Raw genomic sequence first — 18,207 nt, forward strand, 5'->3', positions numbered from 1 at the left:
ATGCCCCGGCGGCCGGGGCCGTCCGCCGATCGGGACGCCGGCACCGGAGTCCGCGCGCTGACGTAGATTGCCAGCGAGGGGACGCCTCACGGCGGCCCGGAACAGCGCTGGGTCGAACAAGGGGACGTACGTGTCAGGGGCAGCAGGGCCGACGGCGGAGCGTGACGAGGTCGTGGCGGCCCGCAGGATCGTGGTGAAGGTCGGCTCGTCCTCTCTTACCACGTCGGCGGGAGGGCTGGACGCGGATCGGGTGGACGCCCTAGTCCACGTTCTGGCCCGGGCACGGGAGGGCGGCGTCAAGGACATCGTGCTGGTCTCCTCCGGAGCCATCGCGGCCGGTCTCGCCCCGCTCGGGCTGCCGCGCCGCCCCCGGGACCTCGCGAGCCAGCAGGCCGCGGCCAGCGTCGGGCAGGGGCTGCTCGTCGCCCGCTACACCGCCTCCTTCGCGCGTCACGGCGTGCGGGTGGGGCAGGTCCTGCTCACATCCGACGACACCAGCCGTCGTGCGCACTACCGCAACGCCTTCCGGACCCTGGACCAGCTGCTGGCCATGGGCGCGCTGCCGGTCGTCAACGAGAACGACACCGTGGCCACGGATGAGATCCGGTTCGGGGACAACGACCGGCTGGCCGCGCTCGTCGCCCATCTCGTCCGGGCCGACCTGCTCGTCCTGCTCTCGGACGTCGACGGTCTCTACGACGGCGATCCCAGCAGCCCCGGCACCTCCCGGATCCCCGAGGTCACCGGGCCACGGGACATGGACGGCGTCTCCATCGGAAGCGCAGGGCGTGCCGGGGTGGGCACCGGCGGCATGGTCACCAAGGTGGAGGCCGCCCGGATCGCCGCCGCGGCGGGCATCCCCGTCGTACTGACCTCGGCCGCCCGCGCCGCCGAAGCGCTCGCCGGGCGGCCCACCGGGACGTACTTCCACCGCACCGGCCGGCGCTCGCGGGGCCGGCTGCTGTGGCTGGCGCACGCCTCCGCACCGCGCGGTTCGCTGACCCTGGACGACGGGGCCGTGCAGGCCGTGGTCGACCGCCGGACCTCGCTGCTCCCCGCCGGGATCGCGGCCGTCGAGGGCGAGTTCACTGCCGGGGACCCGGTGGAGCTGCGCGACATGCAGGGGCATGCCGTCGCACGGGGGCTGGTCAACTTCGACGCCAAGGAGATCCCCCGGCTGCTGGGGCGCACCACGTACGAGCTGGCGCGGGAGCTGGGCCCGGCCTACGAGCGCGAGGTCGTCCATCGCGACGACCTGGTGCTCCTGGACCGCTGACGCGGCTGCCGCCGCCGACCGGATGCCCGCGTGGTCGAGGGCCCCGCGGGGCCCGGGCATGCGCCCGACGGCGCCGGGAACGGCCGGTCGCCGCAGGCGTCTCGCAGAGCGGTACCGCACGGAAGCGGCCCGCCGGAGTCAGTACGCTGGCACGCATGACCAGCGTCTCCACGTCTCCCGCGACCGACCGGACCGCCCCGTCACCCGTCCTGGAGTGCGCCCGCCGGGCCCGGGGCGCGGCGGAGGCCCTCGCTCCGCTGCCGCGCGCCGCCAAGGACGCCGCACTGCTGGCGGTCGCGGACGCGCTGGAGTCCCGGGCCGCGGAGATCGTCGAGGCCAACGCCGGTGACGTCGCGCGGGCGCGTGAGACGGGAACGAGCGAGAGCGTCGTCGACCGGCTCACCCTGACCCCCGAGCGGGTGCGGGCCATGGCCTCCGATGTCCGGGACGTCGTCGCGCTGCCCGACCCCGTCGGCGAGGTGGTCCGCGGCTCCACGCTGCCGAACGGAATCGATCTGCGCCAGGTGCGGGTCCCGCTGGGTGTGGTCGGGATCGTCTACGAGGCGCGGCCCAACGTGACCGTCGATGCCGCCGCTCTTTGCGTCAAGTCGGGCAACGCCGTGCTGCTGCGCGGGTCCTCCTCCGCGTACGCATCCAACCGGGCCCTGGTGGCCGTGGTGCGGGACGCCGTCGCCGGTGCGGGTCTGCCCGCCGACGCGGTGCAGCTCGTCCCGGGCGAGAGCCGTGACTCCGTGCGCGAGCTCATGCGGGCGCGGGGCCTGGTGGACGTGCTGATCCCGCGCGGGGGTGCCTCGCTGATCCGGACCGTCGTCGAGGAGTCCACGGTGCCGGTCATCGAGACGGGGACCGGCAACTGCCACGTGTACGTCGACGCCGGGGCCGACCTGCGGATGGCCCTGGACATCCTGCTGAACTCGAAGGCCCAGCGTCCCAGCGTGTGCAACGCGGCCGAGACACTGCTGGTGCACGAGGACATCGCCGCGGAGTTCCTGCCGCCGGCGCTCGCGGCGCTCGCCGGGGCCGGAGTCACCGTGCACGGCGACGAGCGGGTGGTGGCCGCGGCCGAGGCGGCCGGGACCTCGGCGCGGGTGGTGCCCGCCACTGCCGAGGACTGGGAGACCGAGTACCTGTCCTACGACATCGCCGCTGCCGTGGTCCCGTCGCTGGACGCCGCGGTGGCCCACATCCGAGAGTGGTCCTCCGGCCATACCGAGGCGATCGTCACCTCGTCGCAGAGCTCCGCCCGCCGGTTCACCCAGTTGGTCGATTCGACCACTGTCGCCGTGAACGCCTCGACCCGTTTCACGGACGGCAGCGAGTTCGGTTTCGGCGCCGAGATCGGCATCTCGACGCAGAAACTGCACGCCCGGGGCCCGATGGGCCTGCCGGAGATGACCTCCACGAAGTACGTCGTCACCGGCGACGGGCACGTCCGCGGCGGGGTTCCCGGCTCCTGACCGGCCCTGCAGGGTCCCGGTCCCCGGGGGCCCGTTGGCGTTCTTTCACTATCCAGCGGTGGTCGTGCGCCGTACGCTGGACGGGTGCCGGACGATGTGGGGGGCAGGCCGTTCCCGGACGGTGACGAGCCCGACAGCCACAGCCGCGGGGCAGCGGACGAGGAGTTCGCCTCCGTGGTCTTCGACGAGGCATTCGTCCGGTCCGCGCGCATCCACGAACCCACCGCGGCCGAGCGCAGTCTCCAGGCGGCGCAGGCCCGCGCGGAGGCCGACGCAGTCGGCGCCCTTTCCGCGCCGGGCCCCGCGGAGGACGAGTACCCCGAGGAGCTCCTCCCGCCGGACATACACGGTTACGGCGACCCCGGGTACGCGGCCGACGGGCCGTACGGCCCTTACGGGGGAGCCCTGCGCCCCTACCGGGAACGGATCCGCTGGCACCGCCCCGTGGCCTGGTTGCTCGCCGTCGTGATGGGCATCGGGATGGTCGCGCTCGCGTTCACGGCCGTCTACCGCGGGGCCACGAACAGCCGGCAGACTCCGTCGCCGCCGCCGGCGACGACCGAGGTGGACCGCTCGCGTCCGGGTTCCCCCGCCGGACGGCCGGGCGCCGTCCCGTCGCTGCCGTCCGTGCCGGCCCCGCAGACGGTGTCCGCCATTCCCCGCGAACGCTGATTCCAATCCTCTCTTCCCGGGCCGAAGTTGGTGGATTCTCCCGCGTTTAGGGGGTCTCCTTCCGACCCACTCTGAAGGTATGACCGGTCGTGGAGACCCACCCGAAGGGCCTCCCGAGGGCTTCCCGGGAGGTGGCGAGGACGAGTACCGATCCGTCGTCTTCGACGAGTCGTTCATCCGAGCTGCCCGCCTTCAGGAGTTCTCCGCACAGGAGCGGCTGACCGATCACTCCCCGGCCGTGCGCAGCCGCCGGTCCCGGGTGCGCGGTGGAGTGTCCCGGCAGCTGGTGGTGCTCGTCGTGCTGATCGCCCTGGCCTTCGGGACGGCCATCTACATGGGCGTGCGCCACCCGTACCAGGGAGCGGCGCCCGGTGTGTCGATCCCGATGAGGAGCACCGTCATCAGGCTGTCCCCGCCCGCGGCCGTCCCGGGGGCGACTCCGGCCGAGCTCTTCGAGCACAGCCCCGCGGCCGGGTTCCGGATCGGGTCCGAGGGGGTGAACCCGCCGATCGCCGGATCGACCGAGAGCTTCTCCGGCGGCCAGGTGATGGCCGCGCTGGACACCGCCCGGAAGTACGTCATCACCTCGGCGCTCGACCAGGAGGTGCTCACCGGCGGCGTCGTGCATCCGGTCCGCTCCCTGCTCGACGCGGGGCAGCTGGCGCAGTTCGACCGGAACATCGACCGGCCGAACGGCGATGCGGAGGCCGCCGCCACCGGCTGGCTCGTCCGTTTCGACCCCGCGACCACCGCCCTGGCCGACCGGAGGATCAGGGTGCGCGGCTCGTTCGACGTCGAACAGGCCGGGCCGGACCATCTGGAGGTCACCTCCGACCACACCTTCGTGTACGCGCTGCGGCCGGTCGACCGAGCCCGGGCCGGGACGGACGAGGCGTCGCTGTTCACCGTGCGCCGCGAACTGCGGTTCCGCTTCGACCGCGAGGACCTGCGCCTGCACCATGCGGAACTGCTGCAGAGCCGGCTCCAGGCGGGGCCCGTCTCGTGCGGATCCGACCAGGCAGGTCATCTGAAGCCACTGTTCGCCGGGCAGAAGGACAGCGGGAAGGGCCCGGCAGGCACCGACCCCTACCGGACGGGCGGAGCCGGCGCGTCGCTGTGCGGCGTCCTCGCGCCGGAGGCCCAGCCGCGGCTGCCCGCGCGCTGACCCGGAACGGCCGCTACTCCCCGCCTTCCGGGGGCCGCGTTCCGTCCGGCGGGCCGTCGCCCCGCCGGTCGCCGCCGTGCGGACCGGTGTCGCGGTCACGGCCCGTGCCGTCCGTGTCCGCCCTGCCTGCGCCCGGGCCGCCGTCGCGGTCCGGGCGGCCGGTGAAGACGTCCCGCAACCTCCCGCCCAGCTCACCCGCGCCGTCCGCGATGTCCCGGATCAGGCCGCTCAACGGGTCCGTGCCGGACCGTACGGCGTCCCGGTAGTGGCTCGCCGACTCCCTCATCGAGTCGCCGAGGGACGCATCCTTGTCGTCCTCACGCCGTGGATACCGGCCGTCCATGATCCGCCGGTGCTCGTCACCCTCGGCCCATCGCCTCAGCTCGGCCGCCCGGACCGTCGTGAACGGATGGCTGCGCGGCAGCAGGTTCATGACCTTGAGGACGGAGTCCCGCAGGTCCCCGCCCGCCGCGTACTCGTCGGCCTGTTCCAGGAAAGCGTCCACGTTCATCTCGTGCAGGTGGCTGCCTCCGGCGAGTTTCATCAGGGTGCGCACCGACACCTGCAGATCCTGGCCCACGAGCAGCCCGGCCCGGTCCGCCGACAGCTCGGACTTGCGGAACCACTCGCGCAGCGCCGTCACGACGGACATGAGAGCCACGTTGCCGAGCGGAATCCAGGCGACCTTCGGGGCGAGGTTCGTGACGAACAGCAGGATCGTCCGGTAGACGGCGTGGCCGGAGAGCGCATGACCGACCTCGTGCCCGAGGGCCGTTCGCATCTCCCGTTCGTCCAGCAGCCCGACCAGCCCGGTCGTCACGACGATCACCGGTTCGTCCAGCCCGATGCACATGGCCTCCGGACGCGGATCCTGGGCGACGAAGAGCGGGGGGACCTTCTCCAGGTCCAGGACGTAACAGGCATCGCGCAGGGCGGCGTCCAGCAGCGGGAACTGCCGTTCGCCGGCCCGTACCGAGTCCGACAGGAGCAGCAGTTTCAGGCTGCGCTCGGGCAGCAGTGCGCTCAGCGCCCTGAACACGGTGTCGAAGCCGCTCAGCCTGCGCAGTGCCACCAGTGCGGAACGGTCCGCCGGATGCTCGTAGGCCCGGGACGATATCCCCGGAAACCGCCTGCGTGCCTGTCTCGGCCCGGACTTCCGGCCGTTGTCGTCCATGTGATCTCCTCCAGCCGGCAGAGGCAGGTGCCGCGTCCCGCTGTCCAGCCTAGGAGTGCGCGGGGCCGTGCGCGCCGGGTTGCGGCGGGATTCCGCGGACGGAGGCCCCGCAGCCGTCCCGGCGGCAACGGCCGTCCCCGGGGCCGGCGACGCGGCGCGCGTCGTTACCGTGGAGCCATGCCGGAATTCACTGCACCGCTCGTCGCCGCGGCCGCGCCGGAGGGACCGGGCCTGACACTGCGGATCCTCGTCGTCGCCTCCGTCGTCGGCGTCGCCCTCCTCGCCTGGTTCCTGCTGCGCGGCTATGGCGGCCACGACCGCTGAGCCGCCGGCCGGGAGGACCGGGCCGGAACGTGCCCCGGAGTCGGCGTGGGCCCGCCGGCCGGTGCCGCATACGATGAGGGCGCGCTCCGAGCGCCCGTGACCGACGACAACCCGGATAGGCCTGCCGACGATGAGTCTTCCCAGCTCCGCCAACGCCCTGGTCGCCCTCGCCGCCGAAGGCGGCGAACACGGCGGCGAGCACGCCAGCCTGAGCCCGTACCTCACCGGTGGCGGCGCGCTGTTCGCCCTGCTGCTCCTGCTGTGGATCACCACCCGCTTCAACCGGGACCGCTGAGGCGGCAACGGGCGCCCGGACCGGGGAAAGTAGGCTCTGCATCCATGGGAGAGCAGGAGGGGCCGACCACCGGTCCGGCCAGGCGGCGGCTCGGTGTGATGGGCGGGACGTTCGATCCCATCCACCACGGGCACCTCGTCGCAGCCAGTGAGGTGGCGGCGCACTTCCACCTCGACGAAGTGGTCTTCGTGCCGACGGGACAGCCCTGGCAGAAGAGCCACACCACGGTCTCGCCGGCCGAGGACCGCTACCTGATGACGGTCATCGCCACGGCGTCGAACCCGCAGTTCTCCGTGAGCCGGATCGACATCGACCGGGGCGGCAAGACGTACACGATCGACACGCTCCGCGATCTGCATGCCATGAACCCGGATGCGGAGCTGTTCTTCATCACCGGGGCCGACGCCCTCTCGCAGATCCTCAGCTGGCGGAACGCGGAGGAACTGTTCTCTCTCGCACATTTCATCGGAGTCACCCGGCCCGGTCACGTACTCTCCGACGACGGACTGCCCGTGGGCAAGGTCTCGCTGGTGGAGGTTCCCGCGCTGGCGATCTCGTCCACCGGCTGCCGTGCGCGGGTGGCCCGGCGGGACCCGGTCTGGTACCTGGTGCCGGACGGTGTGGTGCGCTACATCGACAAGCGAGGGCTGTACCGCGACGGCTGAGTCCGGTGGCATTGACGTACGGGGCGCCATGGGAAGGGGCACTGGTGAACGACGCACACTCCGCGCCGTACGGCTCGGGAGGGCCGGACGACGGCCGGGACCCGTACGGCCAGGATCCCTACCGGCGCGACGGCTACGCCCGTCACGGAGAAGGCGCGGACGGCGGGGGCCATCCGCAGGACCCGTACGCCGAGCCGTACCCCGCCGAGGGTTACGGACCGCAGCACTACCAGCAGCCCTACGGCCGGCGGCAGTCCGACGGCCGCGGGCAGAGCGGACAGCCGCAGGGCGGCTACGATCCCTACGGGCAACAGGCGCCCGCCCACGATCCCTACGGGCAGCAGCAGTACCCGCCGCAGCAGAGTTACGCCGCCTCGGTGCCCCCGCAGGCCCCGCACCCACCGCGGCGGACCGGCGTCCCCGTGGACGAGCAGCAGTGGGTCCCGCAGCAGCGGTCGGCGCGCCCCGGAGCGGAGCCCGGCCCGGGGCCGGACGGGCGGCCCGGCGGTCCGGACGCCCCCGGTGACGACGGGTACCGCACCGAGCAGTTCGCGTTCGTCGAGGATCCGGACGAAGGCGCGGACGACGTCATCGACTGGCTGAAGTTCGCCGAGACCCGCACCGAGCGCCGGGACGAGCGCAAGCGCAAGAACCGCAACCGCGTGATCGCCCTGGTCGTCGTGCTGGTGATCGCGGCCGCGAGCGCCGTGGGCTACCTCTGGTACACCGGCAAGATCCCCGGCATGGTCACCGGACCGGCCGCCGGAAAGCAGGCCGGAGCCGTGCAACAGCGCGACGTGGTGGTCGTCCATCTCCGCGACACCAAGGGCAGCGGCTCGGCCACGGTCCTGCTGGTCGACAACGAGACGATGAAGCAGGGCACCACCGTCCTGCTCCCCAACTCCACACGGGTCTCCACCGAGGACGGCGGAGTCACCACGCTCGCCAAGTCGGTCGAGGACGAAGGCGCGCAGCCCACCCGCGAGTCGCTCGGCACACTCCTCGGAGCCGACATCAAGGGAACGTGGCGCCTCGACACCCCGTACCTGGAGAACCTCGTCGAGCTGGTCGGCGGCATCACCGTGCACACGAACGCGGAGGTGCCGGCCGCGAAGAAGGGCGAGGAGCCGCTGGTGAAGCGTGGCCGCAGCCAGAGCCTCAACGGCCAGGCGGCTGTCGGATACGCGACGCTCTCCCGTCCCGGTGAGCCGCAGACCAAGCAGCTGGAGCGGTTCGGGCAGGTCATGCACGCCGTGCTGCGCAAGATCTCCAGCGAGCCCGAGGCGGCCACGACCACCGTGCGCTCTCTCAGCCAGATCCCGGACCCCTCGCTGTCGGAGGCCCAGCTCGGCGCGCTCCTCGCCCGGCTCGGAGAGCAGGCGAAGACCGGCGCGTACAGCACCGAACTGCTGCCCGTGCAGCCCGACGGCACCCTGGGCGAAGCGGCCAAGGAGGGGCTGGTCAAGGAGGTGCTGGGCGGGACCGTCCGGAACACGGACGGCGACGCGGCGCCGCGCATCGGCGTCCGCAACGCCACCGGGAACGCCGCGCTGTCCAACACGGCCCGGGCCGACCTCGTCAACGGCGGCTACACCTTCGTGGACGGCGGAGCGGCGGACACCGCCCTGGCCCGCTCGCAGGTGCGCTACGCGGACGCGGCCATGCGGGCCAAGGCGGTCGAGGCAGCGAAGACCCTGGGGCTCCCGGAGAACTCGGTGCGCAAGGGCCGGGTGGCGGCGAACGCCGACGTGAGCGTGATCCTCGGAAGCGACTACCGGGCCGGATGAGGTGAGGGGGCCGGTGCTGTCGGCGGGGCGTGAGACCCTGGACCGGTACCTGCCCCCGATCCGAAAGCATGGCTTGTGACCGCCACGGACCGCTCCATCGAGCTGATCAACGCTGCCGCGCAGGCGGCCGCCGACAAGCTCGCGCACGACATCATCGCCTACGACGTCAGCGACGTCCTCTCCATCACGGACGCCTTCCTGCTGGCGTCGGCTCCCAGCGACCGCCAGGTCAAGTCGATCGTCGACGAGATCGAGGAGGTGCTGAACAAGAAGCTCGGGGCCAAGCCGGTACGCCGTGAGGGCGACCGTGAGGCGCGCTGGGTGCTCCTCGACTACGTCGACATCGTCGTCCACGTCCAGCACAGCGAGGAGCGGGTGTTCTACGCGCTGGAGCGCCTGTGGAAGGACTGTCCGGAGATCGAGCTTCCCGCTGACGCCCGGGCGACCCGGGGCAAGGCTGCCGAGCACCGAGCCGCGCAGCCGGACGGGGAGCAGAGCTGAACGGGAGCAAGGGCGGCCGCGGTCGTCGCATCGTCCTGTGGCGGCACGGTCAGACGTCCTGGAACCTGGAGCGGCGTTTCCAGGGAACGACCGACATCGCCCTCACCGAGGACGGGATCAACCAGGCGCGGCGCTCCGCCCGGCTGCTGGCGGCCCTCGATCCCGACCAGATCATCGCCTCCGACCTGAGCCGGGCGGCGGACACCGCCGGGGAACTCGCGGTCATCACCGGCCTGACGGTCTCGCACCACGAGGAACTGCGGGAGACTTACGCGGGAGAGTGGCAGGGGCTCACCCACGACGAGATCGTCGAACGGTACGGCGAGCAGTACGCGGCGTGGAAGCGCGGCGATCCGGTGCGGCGCGGCGGTGGTGAGCTGGAGACCGAGGTCGCCGACCGCGCGGCCCCCGTCGTCGGGCGCCATGCGGACAAGCTGCCGGACGGCGGCACCCTCGTGGTGGTCAGCCACGGCGGCACGATCCGGACGACCATCGGCCGGCTGCTGGGCCTGGAGCCGGGAAGCTGGGAGGCGCTGGGCGGCCTCACCAACTGCTGCTGGTCGGTTCTGGGCGAGGGCGCCCGGGGCTGGCGGCTGCTCGAGCACAACGCCGGAACGCTGCCGGAGCCGGTGCTCGGCGACGACGACTGAGCCGGTCCGGACCGGACTCGTGCGGGGCCCGGCCCGGATTTCGCATCCGGGCTGGTCACCGGTTAAGCTTCTTCTCGTTCACAGCGCAGCGGTGAGAACCGCAAGCTGAGAGCGCGGGGCTATAGCTCAGTTGGTAGAGCGCCTGCATGGCATGCAGGAGGTCAGGAGTTCAATTCTCCTTAGCTCCACAGTCTCGTTCGATCCCGTCTCCCGCTGAGGAGGCGGGATCGCTGCTTTCCGCGAAAGATGACGGTCGCACTGACCGCACACGCCGTGCCGTGACAGAATCGGACGGCCGAAGTGGAGGGAGAGCGTGATGCCGACGAGCATCCTCGAGGGGGTCAACGACCTTCTCGATCTCGCCGAGGCACAGGGCTACGACTGGTTGCCGGAATACGCGCTCCGTTTCACCTCACCCGCCGAGGACGTCCGGAAGCAGGGACGTACGGCGGTCCTCCTCCAGTGCCCGGCCTGCCAGTCGTCGCATGTCGCCCAGGTGCTGGGTGACAACGGCGGGATCTCGTACGTGTGCACGGCCTGCGGCCACAGCTGGAGCTGACACATGGGTGCACACAGCCGGAAGTGCGACTGGTGCGGCAGCGGTACGCCCATCGTGCGTGACATGGAACCGCTCAACTGCGACTACCAGTACTGGTGCGAAGAATGCGCGCGGGCGCTGATCATAAAAGGCGACCCCATCGAGACCTATCGCGAACTCGACGGGGAGCCGATCTACGGCAGGCTCCTGGACGAGCACTGCACCCTCAAGCGTTTCTACTCGTTCGCCACAGCCTGAGCGAGAACCAGGCCGCCGCCAGGTACGCCACGCCGACGGCGGGATAGACCGCGGAACAGGCCAACTGCCACCAGTTCTGGTGCAGTTCGAGCCGCTGCGTTCCGCCGTGCGGCACCCACCACGGCACATAGCAGAAGAACGGCAGCGCTGTCGCGGCCGCCGCCCACCGGACCGGGGTGCCTCGCCCCGCCGCCTCCGACCCGATGAGCAGGACCAGCGGCACGCACCACACCCAGTGGTGCGTCCACGACACCGGGCTGACGAGCAGCGCGGTGACCGCGCAGCAGAGCACGGCCCGGGCGGGGCGTCGTGCGAGCAGGGCGGCGACGGCAACGCCCAGTCCGCACAGGGCCACCAGCAGCGCGAGCGCCCACCAGCTCGCCGGGTCGGGGTGATGCAGCAACCGGGCCGTGAGGCCGCGCAGGGACTGGTTCGCGGTGTCCTCCGCACGTCCGGCGCGCTCCGCGGCATAGAAGGTCGCCGTCCAGTAGCGCGCGGAGTCCCGCGGCAGGATCAGCCAGGCGACCGCGACGGTGGCGAAGAACGCCGCCGCGGCGCCGGCGGCCTTGCGCAGCAGTGGTTCGGGGGGACGTCCCGGAACGCCGTGCGGGTCGGCGCGGTGACGCCGCCTGCGTCCAACGGCCCCGGCCACGGCGAGGGCGACGGCGAAGAACGCGGGCGTGAGCTTGATGCCGGCGGCGACCCCGATGCCGACCCCGGCCCAGCGGTGGCCGTCGCGCCGGGTCATGTCCCAGAGCACGAGAACCGCGAGCAGCAGATTGACCTGGCCGTAGCGCAGCGTCGTCCACACGGGTTCGCACCAGACGGCCGCGGCGGCGCAGAGAGCCGTCGGGCCGGGGGAGCGCGGCCTGGCCGGACAGCCGGCCAGGCGCAGGGAGAGATGGACGAGGGCGACGAGCAGCGCCAGGTTCCCGGCCGTGGCGAGGGCGCGCATCCCGGGAACGCCGAGCAAGGTCAGCGGGGTGAACAGCAGGGCCGCGAACGGCGGGTAGGTGTTCGGCAGGCCGGCCTCGGTCGCGCGCATGGCGTACAGCTCGCCGCCGGTGCGGACGGTGCGGCCCTCGGCCCGGTAGACCATCAGGTCGATCATCGATACCCCGGCCGTCCGCTGGGCGACCCAGAACGCGGTGAAGGAGATCAGGCACAGCGTCAGGGCGAGGGCCGTCCGGCACCGTGCGGTGCGCAGGACGGGGAGGGCCGGGCCGGCCGGCGACTCCGATGCGGTCACGTGCGGGCCTCCAGACCGGGAACCATCGTCCGGCATTCGGGGCAAATAGGGCGCAGGAGGGTGACCTTACCTCTGCCGGTGGGACGGAGGTGGCGCCGTCGGGTGTCGCGGCAGAACGATTTGGCGGAACGGCGCGGGATCCGTGTAAGGTTGGCGATGTTGCCCCGGGAAGCCGGGCAGCGGAACGAGGGGCTATAGCTCAGTTGGTAGAGCGCCTGCATGGCATGCAGGAGGTCAGGAGTTCAATTCTCCTTAGCTCCACGGAACGATCGCTCGGCGGTTGTTCACTCACTTCCCGGAACCCCGGTGGGCGTCAGCGCCCGACCGGGGTTTCTGCGTTGTGGCAGGTGGGTGGAGCCCGCGCTGTTTCACGACGCCTGGGTCTGCCGCTGCCCCGGCGCATGGCGGGCGGGGTCGCCGGGGCTCCTGCCGGGCCTGGCGGGGACGGGGTCGCCGGGGCGTCATGGCGGCCGGTCCGGCAGCGTGCCGGCGTGGCCGAACCCGGCGGATTTCCGGGCCACTTCGACATCGCGCCGTTCCCTTTGGTCCGACGGCCCCACCGCGTCACGTCCGAAAATTCGTCGCCGCTCCACCGGCGGTGTGCCACTCTGGCTCATCTGCTCGTCGTTCCCGGAGGTTCGCATGACAGAGAAGTCGGAACAGATCGACAACGAGAACGACCTGAAGCGCAAGTTCCAGGAGGCTCTCGAGCGCAAGGGCCAAGGGGCCCAGGCGCGGAAGGCGCAGGAGCAGGGCCGGTTGAGGGTGGGAGCGATGCAGGGCCCCGCGGCGCGCAAGCGCACCTTCCGCCGCAAGTCGGGCTGACTCCGCCCGGGAGTCCCGGGCCGGACCCGTGGGCACGGCCGGGGCGCGGAGCGCCGGAGGTTGTCCGCACCCCCGGCCGTTGTCGCATCGAGGAGGGCGACGGCGGCCGGTGCGGACGGTTGCGCGAGGGTCAGGACGCCGTCCCGTCGATGCGTACGGATGCACCGTGCTCCTCGCCCGGGAGACGACTGCGCAGCTCCGCGATCAGCGCTGACACCTGGTCGACCAGGTAGAAGTGCCCGCCCGGGAACACCTTCAGGTCGAACCCGCCCTCGGTGTGCCGCTGCCAGGCCCGGACCTCCGTCAGCAGGGCCCGCGGATCGTCGTCCCCGCCCAGGGCGGTGACCGGACAGCGCACGGACGCACCCGGGGAGCAGCGGTATCCCTCCACTGCGGCGTAGTCGCTGCGAACCGCAGGAAGGATCAGCTGCAGCAATTCGTCGTCAGCGAGCAAGGCTGCGTCAGTCCCGGCCAGCTCCCGCAGTTCGGCGACGATTTCGGCGTCGTCCCGGCCCCGCCGGCCGGTCCAAGGGATCGACGGAGCCGCCCGCCCGGAGGCGAACAGGCGCAGCGGGCTCAGACCGTCCGCCTCCATGCGACGGGCGACCTCGAAGGCGACGAGTGCGCCCATGCTGTGGCCGAACAGGGCGGTCGGCAGCTGCGACAGCAGTTTCTTCAGCGCGGCGTATGCCAGATCGGCGATGGTGGCGAGGTCGGTGGGGGCCTGCTCGGAGATCCGGTCCTGGCGGCCCGGGTACTGCACGGCCACGACCTCGGTGCCGGGGGCAAGCCGGGCCGACAGCGGATGGAAGAAGCTCGCCGCACCGCCGGCGTGCGGGAAGCACACGAGACGGGCCGTGGCGCCCCGTCCCGGGTGGTAGCGCCGGCCCCACCGGGCCTCGTCGGTAGCCGCTCTCATGCTTCCCCCCAGGGGTTGCCGGGCCCTGAGCGTCAGGGGCCTGCCTGTCGTCCGTGCCGCCGCGGTCGGAGTCCCGGGCGGGCGGCGTCACCTCGGGCCGGCCGGAGCGCGGCCGACCGCCGACGGTGACCCGGCACCCACCCTAAGCAGCGCCGGCGTCCGGCAAGCAGTGCTCGGGAAAAGCGAGTTGGATGCTCGTCGCGGAGGAGACAGCGGGCCGCAGCGGCGGGCGGGCCCGTCCGGCAGCGGCCGCAGTGCGGCGGGGTGCGTCTGTCCCGTCAGTGGGGCGGTGTCCGCCCTCCGGCCGCTCCGAGCGGCCGGAAGGCACCCTGCGGTACCCTGACGCCATGCGTGCCGTACGCCTTCTGCTTAGCGGGCCGCGCTGATCAGTCCCGACGGGTGACGAACCCGGTCGGAGTCGGCGCGGCTTCCCCTCCTGTGCGAGGGGTCTTTTTGTTTGAGGACGAATCCGCGAACAAGAGCCCGATGCCCGCAGGCACGAGACGATCGATGGAGCTTTGAGGACGATGAGCGAGACCAATTCCGCCGCCGAGTCGGCCGCGCCGCACCGCTACACGGCCGTGACGGCCGCCGACATCGAGGCACGCTGGCAGGACTTCTGGGAGGCCGACGGCACCTACGAGGCGCCGAACCCGCGCGGCGCCCTGGAAGGGTCCGCGGAGATCGCCGCCCGGCCGAAGAAGTACATCATGGACATGTTCCCGTACCCCTCGGGTGCGGGACTGCACGTCGGGCACCCGCTGGGCTACATCGCCACCGACGTCTACGCCCGGTTCAACCGCATGACCGGCCACAACGTGCTGCACACCCTGGGCTTCGACGCCTTCGGCCTGCCCGCCGAGCAGTACGCCGTGCAGACCGGCACGCATCCCCGGGTGAGCACCGAGACGAACATCGAGAACATGCAGCGGCAACTGCGCCGGCTGGGACTGGGCCACGACACGCGGCGGTCGTTCGCGACGATCGACCCCGGCTACTACAAGTGGACCCAGTGGATCTTCCTGCAGATCTTCAACTCCTGGTACGACCCCGAGGCGGACCGGGCCCGTCCGATCGACACGCTGGCCGAGCAGTTCGCCTCCGGCGCCCGCCCCACCCCCGACGGCCGGCCCTGGGACGAGCTGACCGCCGCCGAGCGCGCCGACGTCCTGGGCGGCTACCGGCTGGCGTACGCCTCCGACTCGCCGGTCAACTGGTGCCCGGGGCTGGGCACCGTGCTGGCCAACGAAGAGGTCACCGCCGACGGCCGCTCCGAGCGCGGCAACTTCCCCGTCTTCAAGGCGAAGCTGCGCCAGTGGCAGATGCGCATCACCGCCTACGCCGACCGGCTGCTGAACGACCTGGACGCACTGGACTGGCCGGACGCCATCAAGCTGCAGCAGCGCAACTGGATCGGCCGCTCCGAGGGCGCGCGCGTGCACTTCCCGGTCGACGGCGACAAGAAGATCACCGTGTTCACGACCCGCCAGGACACCCTGTTCGGTGCGACGTACATGGTCCTGGCGCCCGAGCACCCGCTGGTCGAGGACATCGTCCCGGACGCCTGGCCGGAGGGTACCCACGGCGTGTGGACCGGCGGCCACGCCACGCCCGCCGAGGCCGTCGCCGAATACCGCAAGCAGGCGGCGTCCAAGTCCGACGTCGAGCGACAGGCCGAGGCCAAGGACAAGACCGGTGTGTTCACGGGCGCGTTCGCGACCAACCCGGTCAGCGGCGAGGCCGTCCCGGTCTTCATCGCCGACTACGTGCTGATGGGCTACGGCACCGGCGCGATCATGGCCGTCCCGGCCCACGACAGCCGGGACTTCGCCTTCGCCCGTGCCTTCGAGCTGCCCATGCGCTGCGTCGTGGAGCCGAGCGACGGCCGGGGCACCGACCCGGATGCCTGGGACGACGCCTTCGCCTCCTACGAAGCGAAGATCGTCAACTCCGCGAGTGACGCCGTCTCACTGGACGGGCTGGGGGTCGTCGAGGCGAAGGCCCGGATCACCGAGTGGCTGGCCACCGAGGGTATCGGCGAGGGCACCGTCAACTACCGTCTGCGCGACTGGCTGTTCAGCCGTCAGCGCTACTGGGGCGAGCCCTTCCCCATCGTCTACGACGAGGAGGGCGTCGCCCACGCGCTGCCCGAGGAGATGCTGCCCGTCGAACTGCCCGAGGTCGACGACTACTCGCCGCGCACCTTCGACCCGGACGACGCCGACACCTCGCCGGAGACACCTCTGTCCCGCAACGAGGACTGGGTCACCGTCGAACTGGACCTGGGCGACGGGGTCCGCCGCTACCGCCGCGAGACCAACACCATGCCCAACTGGGCCGGTTCCTGCTGGTACGAGCTGCGCTACCTGGACCCGTCCAACACCGGGCAGCTGGTCGACCCCGCCGTCGAGCAGTACTGGATGGGACCGCGCGACGGGCAGCCCGCGGGGGGCGTCGACCTGTACGTCGGCGGCGCCGAACACGCCGTCCTGCACCTGCTGTACGCGCGGTTCTGGCACAAGGTGCTGTACGACCTGGGCCACATCTCGTCCTTCGAGCCGTTCCACAAGCTGTACAACCAGGGCATGATCCAGGCCTACGTCTACCGGGACGCGCGCGGCATCGCCGTGCCGGCCGCCGAGGTCGAGGAGCAGGACGGGAAGTACTTCCACAACGGCGAGCAGGTCACCCGGCTGCTGGGCAAGATGGGCAAGTCCCTGAAGAACGCCGTCACCCCGGACGAGATCTGCGCCGAGTACGGTGCCGACACGCTGCGCCTGTACGAGATGGCGATGGGGCCGCTGGACGTCTCCCGCCCGTGGGACACCCGCGCGGTCGTGGGCCAGTACCGGCTGCTGCAGCGGATGTGGCGGAACATCGTCGACGAGAGCAGCGGCGAGACCACCGTCACCGACGCCGAGCCCGACGAGGCCACACTGCGGGCGCTGCACAAGGCGATCGACGGCGTCACCCAGGACCTGGAGGGGCTGCGCTTCAACACGGCCATCGCCAAGGTCACCGAGCTGAACAACCACCTGACCAAGGCGGGCGGCGCTGTTCCGAAGTCGGTCGCGGAGCGTCTGGTGCTGCTGATCGCGCCGCTGGCACCGCACATCGCCGAGGAGCTGTGGCACCGGCTGGGGCACACCTCGACCGTCGTGCACGAGTCGTTCCCCGTGGCCGATCCCGCGTACGTGCAGGACGAGACCGTCACCTGTGTCGTCCAGATCAAGGGCAAGGTCCGGGCCCGGCTGGAGGTCTCCCCGTCGATCACCGACGCCGATCTGGAGCAGCTGGCGCTGGGCGAGGGCGCAGTGCAGGCCGCCCTGGGCGGCGCGGACATCCGCAAGGTGATCGTCCGGGCGCCGAAGCTGGTCAACATCGTGCCGGCGTAGTCCGGCGGCGCGCCGGGGACACCTAGTGGGCCGGCCGCGGGGACACCGAGGGAACCCGCGGCCGGCCCGGGCCGTTTACGGTGGAAGAGCCCGGCGGCCCCGGTGGATGCGTGCGCACCTGCACGACAGCCCGAGGGCCGGAGGAGCCGGACCGCGACCGACGACAGTCCGAGGGGACCGGACGAAGGAGGAGCAGCCGTGGAAGCTGTCATCGCAATCGTGGCGGTGCTCTTCGTCCTGTTCGTGGCCGTGGGAGCCTGGGCCGCCCTCAAGGTGATCACTGTCGCCAAGGCGGGCGTGGACCGGACGGTGTCCCAGGCGCGGCGAGCGGTCGAGGACACCACGTTGCGGGCCAAGCGCTACACCACGCCGGGGGCCGCGGGGGAGCTGGCGCGGCTGCGGTTGTCGCTGAGAGCCTCGATGAGGGCGACTCAGGAGGTGCTCGGCGCGGGGGCGCGGGAGGACGCGTCACTCGCCGAGGCCGTCGGCCTGTTCGAGCGGCTGAGCATGCACGGGCGCGAACTCGACGCCGAACTGGGGCGTCTGGAGCGGGAACCGGACCGGCCCGCGCTCGACCGGCAACTGCCCGAGCTCCGCGAGCGGGTCGGCAGGGTGACGCACAGCGCGGACGCGCTGCGGTGGGCCGCGCAGGACCGGGCCCGGCGGTTCGCGAGCGACGAACTGAGTGATCTGAGCCGCCGGATCGACCTGGAGGCGGGTGCGCTGCGGCACTGGACGCACGGGCCCGAGCACGACGGGGGGCCGTTGGGGGTGGCCACGCGGGCGGCTCCGGACGGAGCAGCGGGCGGTACGGCGGGCAAGGCGTCCGACAGGGCGTCGGGCGATGCAGCGGGCGGGTCGGCAGCCAACAGCGGTCACCCCCGCCCCGCATGGGAGCAGCAGTCCGGTCCGCCGCCGGCGGTCACGGCCCGGGATCCCCGGCAGGAAACCGGAATGCCGTGGCGCAGAGCTCGCCGCCCCGAGAACACCGCATGAGCGGCCGGACCTGCACGGCCGGGCCCGCGCTGTCGGCCGT

The 18,207-nt window shown here is 72.0% G+C and carries 18 protein-coding genes and 2 tRNA genes; 17 read left to right on the forward strand and 3 right to left on the reverse strand.

What is annotated here, in order from left to right; translation table 11 throughout:
* Window positions 1–190: 190 nt before the first annotated feature.
* The 4 genes from proB (at window position 191) to M1E25_RS01470 (ending at window position 4,591) form a co-directional block, all read left to right on the forward strand.
* On the forward strand, window positions 191–1,276 hold the full coding sequence (gene proB / locus M1E25_RS01455; RefSeq protein ID WP_251408273.1) for a glutamate 5-kinase: 1,086 nt from the start codon (window positions 191–193) through the stop codon (window positions 1,274–1,276).
* A gap of 155 nt (window positions 1,277–1,431) precedes the next feature.
* Window positions 1,432–2,754 carry a glutamate-5-semialdehyde dehydrogenase gene (locus M1E25_RS01460; protein WP_251408102.1) on the forward strand — a complete coding sequence of 441 codons (1,323 nt, stop codon included), beginning with the start codon at window positions 1,432–1,434 and terminating at the stop codon, window positions 2,752–2,754.
* Window positions 2,755–2,838: 84 nt separating this feature from the next.
* Window positions 2,839–3,426 carry an SCO2584 family spore wall biosynthesis protein gene (locus tag M1E25_RS01465; protein WP_251408105.1) on the forward strand — a complete coding sequence of 196 codons (588 nt, stop codon included), beginning with the start codon at window positions 2,839–2,841 and terminating at the stop codon, window positions 3,424–3,426.
* 79 nt (window positions 3,427–3,505) lie between these two features.
* Complete coding sequence (locus tag M1E25_RS01470; protein ID WP_251408108.1) at window positions 3,506–4,591, forward strand: SCO2583 family membrane protein; 1,086 nt, start codon at window positions 3,506–3,508, stop codon at window positions 4,589–4,591.
* Between the two features lie 13 nt (window positions 4,592–4,604).
* On the opposite strand, the gene M1E25_RS01475 is transcribed toward M1E25_RS01470, so the two are convergent.
* A complete protein-coding gene (locus M1E25_RS01475) occupies window positions 4,605–5,765 on the reverse strand; it encodes a M48 family metallopeptidase (RefSeq protein ID WP_251408111.1) in 1,161 nt (386 codons plus the stop codon).
* Window positions 5,766–5,942: 177 nt separating this feature from the next.
* Here M1E25_RS01475 and M1E25_RS01480 point away from each other — a divergent pair, with 177 nt between their 5' ends.
* The 9 genes from M1E25_RS01480 (at window position 5,943) to M1E25_RS01520 (ending at window position 10,783) form a co-directional block, all read left to right on the forward strand.
* Window positions 5,943–6,089 carry a hypothetical protein gene (locus M1E25_RS01480; RefSeq protein WP_251408114.1) on the forward strand — a complete coding sequence of 49 codons (147 nt, stop codon included), beginning with the start codon at window positions 5,943–5,945 and terminating at the stop codon, window positions 6,087–6,089.
* 130 nt (window positions 6,090–6,219) lie between these two features.
* Window positions 6,220–6,384: a hypothetical protein gene (locus M1E25_RS01485; RefSeq protein WP_251408117.1), complete on the forward strand. Its 165-nt coding sequence runs from the start codon at window positions 6,220–6,222 to the stop codon at window positions 6,382–6,384.
* Window positions 6,385–6,428: 44 nt separating this feature from the next.
* Complete coding sequence (nadD, locus tag M1E25_RS01490) at window positions 6,429–7,049, forward strand: nicotinate-nucleotide adenylyltransferase (RefSeq protein ID WP_251408120.1); 621 nt, start codon at window positions 6,429–6,431, stop codon at window positions 7,047–7,049.
* Between the two features lie 44 nt (window positions 7,050–7,093).
* Window positions 7,094–8,836: an LCP family protein gene (locus M1E25_RS01495; protein WP_251408123.1), complete on the forward strand. Its 1,743-nt coding sequence runs from the start codon at window positions 7,094–7,096 to the stop codon at window positions 8,834–8,836.
* 75 nt (window positions 8,837–8,911) lie between these two features.
* Window positions 8,912–9,337, forward strand: coding sequence for a ribosome silencing factor (gene rsfS / locus M1E25_RS01500; RefSeq protein WP_251408126.1), 426 nt, complete (start codon window positions 8,912–8,914; stop codon window positions 9,335–9,337).
* Window positions 9,334–9,987, forward strand: a complete 654-nt coding sequence (locus M1E25_RS01505) for a histidine phosphatase family protein (RefSeq protein WP_251408277.1) — start codon at window positions 9,334–9,336, stop codon at window positions 9,985–9,987. The genes rsfS and M1E25_RS01505 overlap by 4 nt, the downstream gene beginning before the upstream one ends.
* A 115-nt stretch (window positions 9,988–10,102) precedes the next feature.
* Window positions 10,103–10,175: transfer RNA gene (locus tag M1E25_RS01510), tRNA-Ala, on the forward strand.
* Between the two features lie 128 nt (window positions 10,176–10,303).
* Window positions 10,304–10,546 carry a hypothetical protein gene (locus tag M1E25_RS01515; RefSeq protein WP_251408129.1) on the forward strand — a complete coding sequence of 81 codons (243 nt, stop codon included), beginning with the start codon at window positions 10,304–10,306 and terminating at the stop codon, window positions 10,544–10,546.
* 3 nt (window positions 10,547–10,549) lie between these two features.
* Complete coding sequence (locus M1E25_RS01520; protein WP_251408132.1) at window positions 10,550–10,783, forward strand: DEAD/DEAH box helicase family protein; 234 nt, start codon at window positions 10,550–10,552, stop codon at window positions 10,781–10,783.
* Here the strand turns inward: M1E25_RS01520 and M1E25_RS01525 are convergent.
* Window positions 10,752–12,032, reverse strand: a complete 1,281-nt coding sequence (locus tag M1E25_RS01525) for a glycosyltransferase 87 family protein (RefSeq protein ID WP_251408135.1) — start codon at window positions 12,030–12,032, stop codon at window positions 10,752–10,754. The two genes, M1E25_RS01520 and M1E25_RS01525, sit on opposite strands and share 32 nt — an antisense overlap.
* Window positions 12,033–12,220: 188 nt before the next feature.
* Here M1E25_RS01525 and M1E25_RS01530 point away from each other — a divergent pair.
* Both M1E25_RS01530 and M1E25_RS01535 read left to right on the forward strand, forming a co-directional pair.
* Window positions 12,221–12,293: transfer RNA gene (locus M1E25_RS01530), tRNA-Ala, on the forward strand.
* Between the two features lie 381 nt (window positions 12,294–12,674).
* Window positions 12,675–12,857, forward strand: a complete 183-nt coding sequence (locus M1E25_RS01535) for a DUF5302 domain-containing protein (RefSeq protein WP_251408138.1) — start codon at window positions 12,675–12,677, stop codon at window positions 12,855–12,857.
* Window positions 12,858–12,987: 130 nt separating this feature from the next.
* Here the strand turns inward: M1E25_RS01535 and M1E25_RS01540 are convergent, their stop codons facing one another.
* Window positions 12,988–13,776: a thioesterase II family protein gene (locus M1E25_RS01540; RefSeq protein WP_251408141.1), complete on the reverse strand. Its 789-nt coding sequence runs from the start codon at window positions 13,774–13,776 to the stop codon at window positions 12,988–12,990.
* Window positions 13,777–14,303: 527 nt separating this feature from the next.
* Between M1E25_RS01540 and leuS the strand changes: the two genes are divergently transcribed.
* Together leuS and M1E25_RS01550 are read left to right on the forward strand one after the other, a co-directional pair.
* Complete coding sequence (gene leuS / locus M1E25_RS01545) at window positions 14,304–17,171, forward strand: leucine--tRNA ligase (protein WP_251408144.1); 2,868 nt, start codon at window positions 14,304–14,306, stop codon at window positions 17,169–17,171.
* Between the two features lie 198 nt (window positions 17,172–17,369).
* Window positions 17,370–18,167, forward strand: a complete 798-nt coding sequence (locus M1E25_RS01550; RefSeq protein WP_251408146.1) for a hypothetical protein — start codon at window positions 17,370–17,372, stop codon at window positions 18,165–18,167.
* Window positions 18,168–18,207: the final 40 nt, after the last annotated feature.

The sequence above is a fragment of the Streptomyces meridianus genome, from assembly GCF_023703325.1.
Lineage (GTDB): Bacteria > Actinomycetota > Actinomycetes > Streptomycetales > Streptomycetaceae > Streptomyces > Streptomyces meridianus.